The 12676-nt window shown below is 51.3% G+C and carries 12 protein-coding genes and 1 pseudogene; 8 read left to right on the plus strand and 5 right to left on the minus strand.

Features of this window, described 5'->3' with window-relative positions; translation table 11 throughout:
- From AC6ROY_RS20810 to AC6ROY_RS20820, 3 genes are all read left to right on the plus strand, one after another.
- Positions 1-1688, plus strand: a 1688-nt coding sequence (locus AC6ROY_RS20810) for a non-ribosomal peptide synthetase family protein (RefSeq protein ID WP_500102522.1), incomplete at its 5' end; no start/stop codon positions are given.
- A 103-nt stretch (positions 1689-1791) separates the two neighbouring features.
- On the plus strand, positions 1792-3513 hold the full coding sequence (locus tag AC6ROY_RS20815) for an ABC transporter ATP-binding protein (protein ID WP_500102523.1): 1722 nt from the start codon (positions 1792-1794) through the stop codon (positions 3511-3513).
- Positions 3510-5291, plus strand: a complete 1782-nt coding sequence (locus tag AC6ROY_RS20820) for an ABC transporter ATP-binding protein (RefSeq protein ID WP_500102524.1) — start codon at positions 3510-3512, stop codon at positions 5289-5291. The genes AC6ROY_RS20815 and AC6ROY_RS20820 overlap by 4 nt, the downstream gene beginning before the upstream one ends.
- Positions 5292-5675: 384 nt before the next feature.
- Here the strand turns inward: AC6ROY_RS20820 and AC6ROY_RS20825 are convergent, their stop codons facing one another.
- Complete coding sequence (locus tag AC6ROY_RS20825) at positions 5676-5921, minus strand: hypothetical protein (RefSeq protein ID WP_500102525.1); 246 nt, start codon at positions 5919-5921, stop codon at positions 5676-5678.
- Between the two features lie 204 nt (positions 5922-6125).
- Between AC6ROY_RS20825 and AC6ROY_RS20830 the strand changes: the two genes are divergently transcribed.
- Together AC6ROY_RS20830 and AC6ROY_RS20835 are read left to right on the plus strand one after the other, a co-directional pair.
- Positions 6126-6449 (plus strand): DUF2834 domain-containing protein, encoded by a 324-nt coding sequence (locus tag AC6ROY_RS20830; RefSeq protein WP_500102526.1) that lies wholly within the window; start codon positions 6126-6128, stop codon positions 6447-6449.
- A gap of 240 nt (positions 6450-6689) precedes the next feature.
- Complete coding sequence (locus tag AC6ROY_RS20835) at positions 6690-7538, plus strand: AraC family transcriptional regulator (RefSeq protein WP_500102527.1); 849 nt, start codon at positions 6690-6692, stop codon at positions 7536-7538.
- 222 nt (positions 7539-7760) lie between these two features.
- Here AC6ROY_RS20835 and AC6ROY_RS20840 read toward each other — a convergent pair.
- Positions 7761-8209 (minus strand): annotated as a pseudogene (locus tag AC6ROY_RS20840) (WYL domain-containing protein); the annotation flags it as partial.
- A gap of 37 nt (positions 8210-8246) precedes the next feature.
- On the opposite strand from AC6ROY_RS20840, the gene AC6ROY_RS20845 reads away from it, so the two are divergent.
- Together AC6ROY_RS20845 and AC6ROY_RS20850 are read left to right on the plus strand one after the other, a co-directional pair.
- Complete coding sequence (locus AC6ROY_RS20845; protein WP_500102528.1) at positions 8247-8846, plus strand: alpha/beta hydrolase; 600 nt, start codon at positions 8247-8249, stop codon at positions 8844-8846.
- The gene (locus AC6ROY_RS20850) at positions 8843-9040 is read left to right on the plus strand and encodes an alpha/beta fold hydrolase (RefSeq protein ID WP_500102529.1); all 198 of its coding nucleotides are present in this window, start codon (positions 8843-8845) and stop codon (positions 9038-9040) included. Before AC6ROY_RS20845 ends, AC6ROY_RS20850 begins: the two co-directional genes overlap by 4 nt.
- A 406-nt stretch (positions 9041-9446) precedes the next feature.
- On the opposite strand, the gene AC6ROY_RS20855 is transcribed toward AC6ROY_RS20850, so the two are convergent.
- Positions 9447-9782 (minus strand): hypothetical protein, encoded by a 336-nt coding sequence (locus tag AC6ROY_RS20855; protein WP_500102530.1) that lies wholly within the window; start codon positions 9780-9782, stop codon positions 9447-9449.
- 401 nt (positions 9783-10183) lie between these two features.
- Here AC6ROY_RS20855 and AC6ROY_RS20860 point away from each other — a divergent pair, with 401 nt between their 5' ends.
- Positions 10184-10411 carry a hypothetical protein gene (locus AC6ROY_RS20860; RefSeq protein ID WP_500102531.1) on the plus strand — a complete coding sequence of 76 codons (228 nt, stop codon included), beginning with the start codon at positions 10184-10186 and terminating at the stop codon, positions 10409-10411.
- A gap of 185 nt (positions 10412-10596) precedes the next feature.
- Here the strand turns inward: AC6ROY_RS20860 and AC6ROY_RS20865 are convergent, their stop codons facing one another.
- Together AC6ROY_RS20865 and AC6ROY_RS20870 are read right to left on the minus strand one after the other, a co-directional pair.
- Complete coding sequence (locus AC6ROY_RS20865) at positions 10597-10989, minus strand: SET domain-containing protein (RefSeq protein ID WP_500102532.1); 393 nt, start codon at positions 10987-10989, stop codon at positions 10597-10599.
- Between the two features lie 552 nt (positions 10990-11541).
- Positions 11542-12402, minus strand: a complete 861-nt coding sequence (locus tag AC6ROY_RS20870) for a pentapeptide repeat-containing protein (RefSeq protein ID WP_500102533.1) — start codon at positions 12400-12402, stop codon at positions 11542-11544.
- Between the last annotated feature and the right edge of the window lie 274 nt (positions 12403-12676).

Raw genomic sequence — 12676 nt, forward strand, 5'->3', positions numbered from 1 at the left:
CGCTGGCGCCGCAGCAGCTGAAGGACTGGAGGAAGCGGTACCCGGCTACGCAGTTGATCAATATGTACGGGATTACGGAAACGACGGTACACGTGACGTACAAGGAAATCACCGAGGTGGAAATCGAAGAGGGCAGAAGCAACATCGGAAGACCGATCCCTACGCTGAAGGCGTACGTGCTGGATGCGGGCCGCCGATGCGTGCCGGCGGGCGTGGCCGGAGAGCTGTATGTGGCCGGAGACGGGCTGGCGCGCGGGTATCTGAACCGTCCGGAGCTAACGGCGGAGAAGTTCGTGGAGAACCCGTTTGCGCCGGGAGAACGGATGTACAAGTCAGGGGACCTGGCGAAATGGCTGCCGGACGGGAACATCGAATACTTGGGACGGATCGACCATCAAGTCAAGATCCGCGGGTACCGGATCGAGCTTGGGGAAGTGGAAGCGCAGCTGTTGAAGGTGGAGTCGGTACAGGAAGCGATCGTCATCGCGCGAGAGGACGAAAGCGGCGAGAAGCAGCTGTGCGCATACTTGGTAGCGGACAAGGCGCTGACGGTGAGCGAGCTAAGAGGAAAGCTGTCGGAGGAAATGCCGGGGTACATGATTCCGTCGTACTTCGTGCAGCTGGAGAAGATGCCGCTGACATCGAACGGGAAGACGGACCGCAAGGCGCTGCCCGCGCCGGAGGGAAGCGTGCATACCGGTGCAGAATACACCGCGCCCCGTACACCGCTGGAAGAGCAGCTCGTGCGTGTTTGGCAAGAGATCCTCGGCCCGGTGAAGGTCGGTGTGAAGGACAGCTTCTTTGATCTGGGCGGCCACTCCTTAAGCCTTATGCAATTGATTCAAAAAGTGTATGCCGCAACGGGAGTCGAAATCTCGCTCCACAACATGTTCCAGAATCCGTCCGTCGAAGCGATGGCGTATGAGATTTGGCAATCCGGGCATGAGGGACGCAGCGGCAACCGCTTTATGAAACTCAACGAGAACGGACCGATCAACGTCTTTTGTTTTCCTCCGGGGGGCGGATATGGCATAAGCTATATGGAGCTGGCGAAGAAGCTGGATGACCGCTGCGTGCTTTACGCCATAGATTTTATGGACGATACGGATGGCTGCGAGGACATTCCAGACCGTTATGTGGAGGAGCTCGTCCGCGTGCAGGACGGCTCGCCGTATGTGCTGCTGGGGTATTCGTTGGGCGGCAATCTGATGTATGAGGTGGCCCAAGCGATAGAGAAAAGAGGCGGCCGCGTCTCCGACCTGATCATGCTGGACTCGCTGTATAAACAATTCGAAACTCCGATGGACGAAGTGGAAAGCGACATCAAAGAAATTTTGGAGCCTGCCGAAGGGATGGAGAAAGAATTGCTCGACAACCCGTTCATTCGCGAACGCGTGGAGCGCAAAGTGCGGGCGTATCTGACCTATGGAGCGAAACTGGTTCACTCGGGCACGGTTCAGGCGAATATTCACGGGCTAATCGCGGAGGGCTCCAGAGAGCGTGGAGCGCTTGAACCTAGGCCGTCCTGGCAGGAAGCGACCCGGCAAAACTACGAGGAATATCAGCTCGCCGGAGTTCATGAGCAGGTGTTTGCTCCCGAATACGTGGAAGAAAACGCGAACGTGATTGGGCGCATCGTCCAACTCATCATTGAGCGGAAGATGGAAGCTCATAAGGTGCTGTTTTGAAGCCGATTAACCCTGCGCATACCTTGAAAGGGGACAACATGTGGTGCAAGAGCGAAAAGACGGATTGACCCTGTGTAAATCATTTCTCTGGTTATGGACATATATGAAAACTCACATAGGGTGGATGATCGTCGGGATTGTCTCGGCCATGGCGGCAGCGCTGATCGAGATATGGATAGGCAGTTTCATTCAAGATTTAACGACTCGTGCGGAGAATGGGGCAGGACGGCTCGTCATGCCCATCGTTTTCACGGTTTTTGCCGTCATCCTGATCGGCGTTCCTGCGAAGTATTTTATGGCGTTCGGCGTGGAGCGAAGCAGCGCCTTGGCCATAAGAGATATTCGGAATCATATGATGAACCATATCGGGAAGCTGCCTGTTTATTATATCGAAAAGCAGCACTCCGGGGATGTGCTGTCGAGGTCCAGCAATGACCTGCAGGTCATCCATCAATTCATGAGCCGGGATTTGGCGCAATGGTTTTACCATCCGTTGTTGTTTATCGGCTGCTTCATCTATTTGATTTGGATTCAGTGGCAGCTCGTATTGTTCAGTCTTCTGCTTCTTCCCATTTCCTTGTTCGTATCGCATTGGGTCGGCAAACAAATGCAGCGACTGACGGAAGAGGCGCAAGAGCATATGGGGCAAATGAACGCTATTGCGCAGGATACGCTGGGCGGAATGCCGATTGTAAAAAGCTACCTGCTCTCGGGAATGCTGCTTCGTTCGTATCAGTCTCTGCTTCAATTGACGCTGCGCAAGAAGCTGGCCGTGCGAAAACGGGAGGCTTGGGTTGACCCGATCTTGTTTTCGCTGATGCTAAGTCCGATTATCTTCTCCGTGATCTACGGCAGCTATTTAATATCCATAGGAAAGTTTGGCGCCGGAGAATTGATCGCGTTTCTATACCTGCTTAATTTATGTCTGGAGCCGCTGGATCACATCCCGACTCTGATTACGAACACCTTTCAAATGACCGGGGCTTTGAAGAGGGTGGCCGAAATGCTGAAGCAGCCTGCCGAACATCTGGAGGGGCATTCGATTACAAGAACGGATGATCCGCCTGTCGCATTCGATAACGTTACGTTCGCTTACGATGACAACGCTCCTGTGCTGCGAAATCTCAGCTTTACGGTAGCGGAAGGGAAAACCGTTGCGCTGGTCGGAGCGAGCGGCGGGGGAAAGAGCACGGTGTTTAAGCTGTTATGCGGATTTTATCCCTTGCCTGCCGATCAGGGAGCGATTCAAATTTTCGGCCAACCGATTCAAGACAGCAACCCGAATGAGCTTCGTTCTTGTTTTTCGGTTGTTACCCAGGATGCGTATTTGTTCAGCGGCACGATTGCCGACAATATTGCTTACGGACGGGAGCACGCGACGATGGACGAGGTGATCGAAGCGGCGAAGCTGGCCAATGCGCATTCGTTTATCATGGAGCTTCCCGGCGGGTACCAAGCCGAGGTAGGAGAGAGGGGCGGGCTTCTATCCGGCGGACAGCGCCAGCGGATCACCATTGCGCGCGCATTCCTCAAGGACGCGCCTATCCTGCTCTTGGACGAGCCTACATCCGCTCTGGATACGGCGTCTGAATTTTACGTTCAGGAAGCGCTGAAGGTGCTCATGAAAGACCGAACAACCATTGTGATTGCGCACCGGCTGTCAACGATCGAGAAGGCGGATGAAATCCTGGTCATGGAGCAGGGGGGAATTGCAGAAGCTGGCAATCATAGCGAGCTGCTGGCGTTGAACGGTTTGTACGCTCGTTCGTACCATCAAGAGTTTACCACCGCCCTTGTGAAAAGCAGGGAGGTGGCCTTCTCATGAAAGCGGCTGAAATGGTCTCCCAAGCGAAGGAACTTGGTCATATCCTAAACTTTATGAGCAAAAGACGCAAAATTCGTTATTTCGTCGGCCTTGGTATAAGCACGACCATTCAAAGCTTGTTTTTGGTATCTTTCAGCCTGGTTGTCCAGGGTCTCGTCGATTTTGCAGTGTCGCAGGATACTGCGCTGATGTATCGTGCAATTTTTATATTGGCCGGCTCCCTGTTTCTCGTGAATTTCGTCGCTCCGGGTTTTTCCTATATGTTTCGCAGCAGCGTGGAGTTGACGATGGCGGATATAAGGGAGCGTCTTTTTGCCAAGCTTTGCAAGCTTCGGTCGAGGTATCTGGAGCAGACGCACAACGGAGATATCCTCTCTCGGATGAACAACGACGTGAACACTTTGGAAGTGACCTACACAGGCGTTTATTTCGTGCTGCTGCTGCAGTTCGTATTCGGTGTGGGCTCGCTTGTGACGATGTTTGTCGTTCATTGGCCGTTTGCGTGCGCTTCGCTTGCCATTTTGCTGGTTTCCTTTGCGATCAGCGCCCGGTTTGTACGGCAGATTCGCACACTCTCCGAGCAATCGCTCCAACTTCTGGCCAGGATGACGGAGAAACTCTCCGACTTTATCGGAGGGATACAGCTTGTGAAATTATTCCATATCCAGCCGATCTATGCGCAGTATGCAAGCTTGAATGAACAAGCAACGAGCGTAGCCACACACACCGCCAGAAAAAATGGCATGCTGGCCGCCGTGAATCATTTTGTCAGTTATGTGACATTCTGCGGAATCATTGCCACAGGCAGTTTGCTCTATACCTATGGCCTTATTGGAATGGGAACCGTAGCGGCGCTGGCCGTGCTTCAAATCAATCTGACCCACGCCATTATGAATTTCGGCACGACGCTGTCCATGGCGCAGAACTCGTTGGCGGGTGCGCAGCGTCTGCAGCAATTATTGGACGAGCAAGAGGAGCCGCAGCAAATCGGAGCTCGGCAAGAGGATGAGCCTGCGTTTAAGACTTCGTCTGCATCTTCGCCTGCCATGGTGGAGCTTCAGAGCGTAGAATTTTCCTATCAGCCAGGCAAAAAAGTGCTGTGCGATGTATCGTTGCGAGTAGCTCCAGGACAAATCGCCGCGATCGTAGGCAGCAGCGGCAGCGGCAAAAGCACGCTGATCAAGCTGCTGCTGGGCTTCTACCCCATTGACGGCGGGGAGCTTCTGATTCAAGGCAAGCCGCTTGGACATTATACCTTGGACGAGCTTCGCGCGCGCATCGCTTATGTGCCGCAGGATGCCTTCCTGTTCAGCGGAACGATCGAAGAGAACATTCGTTACGGAAATCCGCAAGCGACGGAAGAGGAGGTCATAGAGGCGGCCAAAGCGGCGCATGCGCATCATTTTATTAAGGAGCTGCCCGAGCAGTATCAGTCGCAGGTGGGGGAGCGCGGGAAGTCTTTGTCAGGCGGTCAGAGACAGCGAATTGCCATTGCCCGCGCATTGCTCAAGAACGCCCCGATTTTGCTGCTGGATGAGGCAACGTCCGCCTTGGATTCCGAATCGGAATATTGGGTGCAGCAGGCGCTCAACCAATTGATGGAAGGCCGCACGACCATTCTGATCGCTCATCAGCTCAGCACCGTGGAGAAAGCGGATCTGATCATGGTCATGAATGAGGGAACCGTTGTCGAACAAGGCACGTATCGGGAATTGCTTGAACGAGGGGCCTGCTTCGCGAAATTATACGGTAGCACGGAAACGAGCAGCAGGGGGTGACGAACCCCCTGAACTCTCACACCCCCGTACATGCTGGGCGCATACGGCTACGGTTTCTAAAGGGATGTTGCTCAGGGAGATGAAATGGTACCTTTCCCTTGGAACAGCAAGCGGGCCTGAAGAACACAAAGGTCCACTTGCTTTTCCCGCTCATCACCGCCATTTACGCTCCAGCTTCTTTTTCGTCAGCGTTCCTTCGGTGATCACGTTTCCCGAAAAACTCATCCTCCCGGCCAATCGTTGGATCATACCGGTCTGCCTTGGCTTTTGCCCATTCTAGCCATTCCGTTGTCTTTGGATCAAGGTTTCCAGATGCCTCAACTGCAGCAATGTAGCGTCTTATTTTGCAGGCGATATCGTAGTCCTCCGATAAATTCCCCAGCATCAGTGTTTGGTCAACTTCTTCATGTACACGCTGACGGCGTTCCTCTTCCTTACGCTTCCGTTCGGCTTCTTGTCAAGCCTCGCGCTCTTGCTCAATGCCCGCGACTTTGCGCCGATCTTTCTGTGGATTTGCTTCACGACGGTCTGGAGCAGTGTCTTTTGCGTCTCCGGCGGCGGCTCTTCAAGCAGCTTGTGAAATTGTGAGAGCGCCAGCCTGACTTGCTGGAGCGGGACGGGATCGGACATGCTGTCTGCCAGTTGCTGCTTGGCTTCTGCCCCCTCTTGTGAGGGGGCTTGGTGTGATTCAAGGAAATGATATATACTTGTAGTTGGACGTTTTGCGGTTTTTTCGTGTGGAAGTTCATGCGCTAAAAGGCGTCGGACGCAAGAAATTTACCGTTGCGAACAGCGGACAGCAAGGCATACTTTTTTTGAATCGGAGGGTTATAAATGAAGTACTTTTACGGAGTATTATCTTTTTTTGGACTCGTCTTGCCCTACTCGCAGTTCATCCCTTGGGTCGTGAGCAACGGCCTCGATTTGTCTCTCCTATTTGAAGCCATAACCAGTTCGCGTATCGGAGCTTTTGCATGGATGGATGTTTTAGTTACCGCGATCGTGCTTATGGGATTCATTCTGTTAGAAGGCACCAGAAAGAGAATGAAATATTTATGGCTGCCGATTGCAGGTACGCTACTGGTAGGTCCTTCACTGGGTCTTCCCTTGTTTTTGTTTCTTCGAGAATTATACTTGGAGAAAAACATTCTAAAATAACACGCAGCAAAGAATGTAATCTCGGATGCAGAGCATGGATCGTAGACTTCAAAACGTTCTCAAAACACATGATCACCTTTCATTTCATTATTGAAACAGATAGCGTGGGGGGAAAGTAGGCGCAAACGGGCTTTTGCGAGCTTTTTGGGGTCACAGAACGATGCTGACAATTTCGTGCAGGAAATGCACGGCGAGTCATTTTTATTTGCGATAGTATTTAACTCGAAGGGAGGGAGAACGATGGATTGGTTGGAGAGGATGAAAAGCGCTATGAATTATATCGAAGCGAATTTGGCGGACCATATCTCATATGAGGACATAGCGCAGATTGCCTGTTGCTCTACGTATCATTTTCAACGAATGTTTCCGTTCATCACCGGCATCACGTTATCCGAGTACATCCGACGTCGACGATTGACCTTGGCGGCTTTTGAACTGCAGACAACCGATGCGAGGGTAATCGATATAGCCATGAAATATGGATACCAATCGCCGGAAGCGTTCGCACGGGCGTTCAAAAATCTCCATGGGATCATGCCGGTATCTGCGCGCGATAAAGGCGTGTCCTTAAAAGCCTATCCTCGAATATCCTTTCATATCTCAATAAAAGGAGATATCGAGATGAATTATCGGATCGAACAAAGAGGGGCTTTTGAGATGTTCGGCGTTTATGGTCATGTTAGTCAGGATTTGCAAACGGCATTTACTGATGTTCCTCAGTTTCGTAAACAATGTGATGAAGACGGCAGTGTGGATTTAATGAACGAGCTGCTGGGGCGATTTGGTAATACCGTGTTGCACGCTGCCTTATATGACCATACGGGAGAATCATTCAAGTACATGGTATGCTATCATTTACCGAAGGGACTTGAAATTCCGGAGCGATTTACAAGGCTTTCTGTCCCAGCTTTAACATGGGCTATTTTCCCGGAGCCGCAATGTGATTTACAAAAACTATGGGAACGAATATATACCGAATGGTTCCCGATATCTGGATACGAACAGGTTGAGGGTCCTCAACTTGAAATGTATTATGGAATGCCAGGGCATACACAAGGTGAGATCTGGATACCAGTAAAGAAAAAGTAACGATTGTCCTAAGGATACGATAGTTGAACAAAGCGAAAGGGCCATCCCATAAAGGATGGCCCTAAAACTTGCCGTTAGAGACAGCGCAGAGAACCGTATCACAAATAGTGGTAAAGCGGAAAGCTGAGTTGAAGGTTGAAGCTTCGATGCTAAATCTATGAAGAAGCGCGTAAAGACCCAACTCATGTGGAATCGGTCATATATGCCGGGACGAGACCTTTATCAGGAATAGTTCTCCATCATTTGATATAAATAATTTCGAAAGTCTTCAACACAGGTTTTGGGCTCTACTACTTTTAGATGCGTGCCGAAGCTTGCTAAAAATTGAAATCCCTTACGATTTTGAGGGACATACATGGTTGCCAATAAACATCCAGAGCTATGGTCTTCAATACTTTTTCGACCATACCTTTCGATGAATTGATCTTTTATGCCAGCCGATATACAGGCCTTAATCTTGACGAATTGCGGTAGTCGTCTCTAGGACGAAACGCGCGTTCATCCATCGTAATATGATCGATTCGGGATAACTTGAATGTTCGATATCCCTGTCGATGTAAACAGAATCTTTTCAAATACCAACTCGATTCGCTAAAATGCAGCTCATAGGGTTCGACCATTCGATTCGTTACAGCCCCGTCTTTATCTGTATAATCACACGAAACCAGCCTTGGTTAGCCAGAGCATGCCTTTTCTTGGCGCCATCAGGTGGCTGCCCTTGCCGCAGCGGGCTACCATGTCATCGTCCCAAACCAGCGGGGTTACGGCAACTCATCCCGTCCGACCGAAGTAACAGACTACGACATTGAACATTTGTCGGGTGATCTCATCGCACTTCTCGATCACTATGGATACGAAGACGCCACTTTTGTCGGTCATGATTGGGGTGCAATGGTCGTTTGGGGACTGACCTTATTGCATCCCAACCGTGTAAACAAAGTGATAAATCTGAGCTTGCCCTACCAAGAGCGCGGAGAAAAACCCTGGATCGAGTTCATGGAAGAAAGACTTGGAGGCGACCACTATTTTGTCCACTTCAATCGACAGCCAGGCGTCGCAGACGCCGTATTCGAAGACAATACACTCCAGTTCCTTCGCAACATGTACCGGAAGAACGAGCCCCCGACAGAGCCTCAGCCAGGTATGTCGTTGATCAATCTCTCCAGAGCAGAAACACCACTCGGTGAGTCCCTCATGAGCGACAGCGAGTTGGCTGTTTTCGTCTCCGCCTTTGAAACATCAGGGTTCACGGGCGGCATAAATTGGTACAGGAACCTTGCCGCAACTGGCGCTTGTTGGCAGACGTGAACCCAATCATCCAACAGCCGACCCTCATGATCTACGGCGACCGGGATGCGATCCAGAGGTCTGAAAACCTGACAGCGTTCGTGCCCAATGTGGAAGTGGTCAATCTGGATTGCGGTCATTGGATCCAGCAAGAAAAGCCGGAAGAAACAAACCAAGTGATTTTGCGATGGCTGGAACAGCAGGATGCCACCTAGTCCCAAGAGCGTTTCAAGGTTTAGCCTGCCCTCCGGCTTGACCGGAGGGTGGAATGAGGCGCGGTCACCGTCTTCGAGGTCACTGACTGAGCACCGCTACCCCGGTAGGGCTAGGACGTGTCGCCTAAAGGCGCGGCGGTCGTGAGCCGTGCGGGCGTTCGGTATGGTCAGCGTGTTGAGGGAGGGCAAGGGGGCATGTTCAGGCTCATGGGTCTGATCTCCGAGTACTTCGTCGCTTCGACGGACGACGACGCCGCGTTGATAGACGTGGACTCGATCCCGCCGCCGTACGCGGTGCACGGCGGTGGGATCGAACAATCAGCTATACACTTTCGTATAACTTGCATGAAAAACTTGTTTTCAGAGGTTACACTTTTTAAATGGCCATCTCGTTTTTGGAAGAAAGCTATTCAGAACGTTCAATTTTCACGAGTTGCGTACCGTCAAGTTTAAAGACCAGGGGCGGGCCTTTTTCCTTAGGGTTCCAACCCTGTTCAAGTGCCTGGCTTATAAAAAGCGCTACATCTTTGGGTCTAATAATCTTTAAGTTCAAATGCTCTGTATTGGGGAAATTCGCCCAAAAACTGTTTATATCTGATTCAACATGTACTTGAAGCCGCCTTCCTTTATAAAATTTAAGCTCTGCAATCATAACAATATACCCGCTATCGGGGGAGACAGTCCAGGTAAAATGTTCTTCGTTGATGACAATTGTTCTCGAACTTTTTTTGTTTATTGTCATGCTCAGTCTCCTTCTGCCGCTACTTTAGGCTTACAAGATGTTAATGCAATTCATTCATGTAAGTCTTAGAGGAACCTCAGCTCGTCACTCCGTGTCTCTATATAAAAATTTTTCGTTGCAAATCGTTACAAGCATCACAAACCACTCCTCAAACTGATTCCTTTTGTATGATTTAAGCAAGCTTAATTTTATATAATCAATCGTATGGGCAAAAGGGAAAGTTCTTATAAAATTCATTTAACACCTATGTGCCAATGGACGGACTGGTATTCCTCTGCATTAGACGAAGACCGCGAAGTAAAGTACGGGCGCTCGGAAAATTAAAGTATGGTGGGGTTTAAGGAAGGCCGCCTCCGGTTAAACATAAGAAGAGATTTACACTTACAAGGAGGCGGTAAGCGATGGCTGACCAAGATTATAAAAATGAGGATCTGAAAACAACGGTCAAGGAGCATGAGAAATTCGCCGAGAAGAAGGGGGCGGACAAGCCGATCGAGGAAATTATGAACGGTTCGATGGCTCCGAATCTGGAGGAAATCAAACGCCTTGGCAAGGATATGGAAGGCTTGAAAACGGAGGAGGAGCTGAAGGATGAAGGGCTTCAGCCCGATCCGATTCAGCAGGATTAAGCGGCGACTAAAGGTGGGGCAGCGTTTTGGGTATTGGCGGACGACTGGCAAAGCTATGTTGCCGGATATCATCTGAATATAAAAGAAACAGCGGCGTTTCTCCGAATGATAGGGAACGTCGCTGTTTCTTTAAGAGCGTCTTGCTTGCGGCTGGCTTATAGCGGAATGTCTACGTCTGGAAGGCGCTACTCTGCTGGCTCGCCTTTATCCTCGAACCAGAGCGGGTCATTGCAATCCACTTCTCCGTTGTAGTTAATCAATATTTCTTCCCCCGCCTTAATATCAGTGAAAGCAAAGAAATCGACCGTATGGTTGTCAAAATTCAAATCATAATGGGCATTGGGCGTGTAGGAATGGTTAAACAACATCCCATAACCCAAGAGCAGTGCTGAATGATTCGCACCGTATTCGAAAACATAATCTGCGAGCAATGTTTTTTCGATATGCACATGCTCTTCATTCGGGTACGGGATGACAGGAGCCTCGTGGAACAACTGTCCCTTGGCTATATCCTGGGTGGCAAAAACCCCTCGATTAAACTCCCCATCGCTAAGCTTGGACGCCCTTACTTCGATCATTTTGGTCACCTGCTGGCTCTGTGCTAGACATTGAGCCCCTCTGCTAGAGTAATTTTCTTAAAGAACCTATTATAGCTGATCCCTGGTTGGGTGACAAGCTTTTATCGTTATCATGTTAGCTAACCATATGTTAGTGAATTCAGGCTTCCGTATATGGCGACTAAATGTGCGGCGTCATGGCGACTGTTTTTTCGTTTCAATCCACGCTCCCATATAAGGAGCGACGCACCCGCTAAAAAGCCTTGCCGGACAAGGGCTCTAGGCGCCAAAAGTGCGAACCTCAAATTTCAGCTGTATGTTCAGGCCGCAATTCGACTCCGAAACGCCCAAAACCCTTGCGGGGCTTGAGGTGCGAATGTCCCTGGGATTTCATGGGAGCTTGGGGCTCACGCCTGCGTGTACAGGTAGTTTATCCCAGTTATGAACGCAGTGCAACTTTTTTGTCGAAAACTGGACGAAGGCGAGCGGCAGCATGATCAGATGAGCTAGACCAGCAAGAAATTCACGGATGCTTCCTTGAGCCGGGGAAGCGAATCGAATTGCCGACGAGGACTAACGCTTCTTGTCAGCAGCCAGCCAATGCGGCGGAACAGACAGCGCAGGCGGCAGCTTTGTGTTGGCATCGCCTTGGGCCGCATTCACCTGAAACTGGGTGAGGAACAGACTTCCTGTAAGGTCCGCGCCCCGCAGGTCCGCATCCCGGAAATCTGCGCCGATCAGGTCCGCGCTCCGCAAGTCTGCGTTTCTTAAATCGGCGGCGATCAAGTAAGCGCCGCGCAAGCTTGCTCCCCGCAGGTCGGCGCCGCGAAGCTTTGCTCCGATCAGATCGGCTCCCCGGCGGTCAAGCTTGTGGCGGCCGGGCGACGATTTGCGCTCGCGCAGCGTTTCGGCACGGGCCAGCTCGCTGGCCTGCAGCAGCAGCGTATTGATTTCCTCGCGGTGCGCGGCTATGTCCAGCCAAGTCAATGCGCTTGGGTCAAGCTGGGTCAACTGCTCGGTTGTCTCCAACGCGCGGGTGAGCGCTTCGCGAATCGGGTGGGAGGAGGGCAGGGCGAGCGCTTCATGTATGTACCAGAGCAGCTCGTGCAGCTGGCGCATAACCGGGAAAACGTGAAACATTTGCGCCGCCGATTCCGGCGTCTGCCGCCAGTCGCGTCCGCCGAATGTTTGTTGGCTGACGCGCTGGCCAGCGCCGAAGCAATCGTAGACCGTGCAGCCCTTGAAGCCTAGCTGGCGCAGATGAAGATGAACGCCGCAGCGGAAATCCGGCTGCAAATTCGGACAGGGCACACCTCCGGCCTTGTCGATCGCGAAGTCGGAGGAGGCGGCAAATGGCAGCGCCACACAGCACAAGCCAAAGCAGCTTTCACAGTCTGCTTGCAGCTGAGAGAGGGGTGGTGGAGAGATAGTCACGAGGAGAAAACTCCTTTCGGTTCACTTCATGATGACTCTATCGAATCGGGGGCGCAGCTGTCAACCTCCGGCAGTCACTGACCGTGAGGAGCGGACTGCTGTAACTAGTAGATAGATCCCCATGTACCTAAAGGCTCGTGTTAGTCATTAATCTTGAGCCTTACTGAAAGTAACGATACTTCTGGAGCGATCTACTAGAAAGCTATGAGGAGAACCCGCTGCACAGCTCAACGCAAAAGAAACAAGCCGAGCGGACGCGCAACGGGTTCGCTCG

Source organism: Paenibacillus sp. sg306046, from assembly GCF_059821225.1.

Coding starts and splice junctions, on each gene's coding strand:
- AC6ROY_RS20855 (WP_500102530.1), bottom strand. CDS start 9,782: ATGACAATAAACAAAAAAAGTTCGAGAACAATTGTCATCAACGAAGAA.
- AC6ROY_RS20815 (WP_500102523.1), top strand. CDS start 1,792: ATGAAAACTCACATAGGGTGGATGATCGTCGGGATTGTCTCGGCCATG.
- AC6ROY_RS20830 (WP_500102526.1), top strand. CDS start 6,126: ATGAAGTACTTTTACGGAGTATTATCTTTTTTTGGACTCGTCTTGCCC.
- AC6ROY_RS20835 (WP_500102527.1), top strand. CDS start 6,690: ATGGATTGGTTGGAGAGGATGAAAAGCGCTATGAATTATATCGAAGCG.
- AC6ROY_RS20825 (WP_500102525.1), bottom strand. CDS start 5,921: ATGTCCGATCCCGTCCCGCTCCAGCAAGTCAGGCTGGCGCTCTCACAA.
- AC6ROY_RS20860 (WP_500102531.1), top strand. CDS start 10,184: ATGGCTGACCAAGATTATAAAAATGAGGATCTGAAAACAACGGTCAAG.
- AC6ROY_RS20820 (WP_500102524.1), top strand. CDS start 3,510: ATGAAAGCGGCTGAAATGGTCTCCCAAGCGAAGGAACTTGGTCATATC.
- AC6ROY_RS20865 (WP_500102532.1), bottom strand. CDS start 10,989: ATGATCGAAGTAAGGGCGTCCAAGCTTAGCGATGGGGAGTTTAATCGA.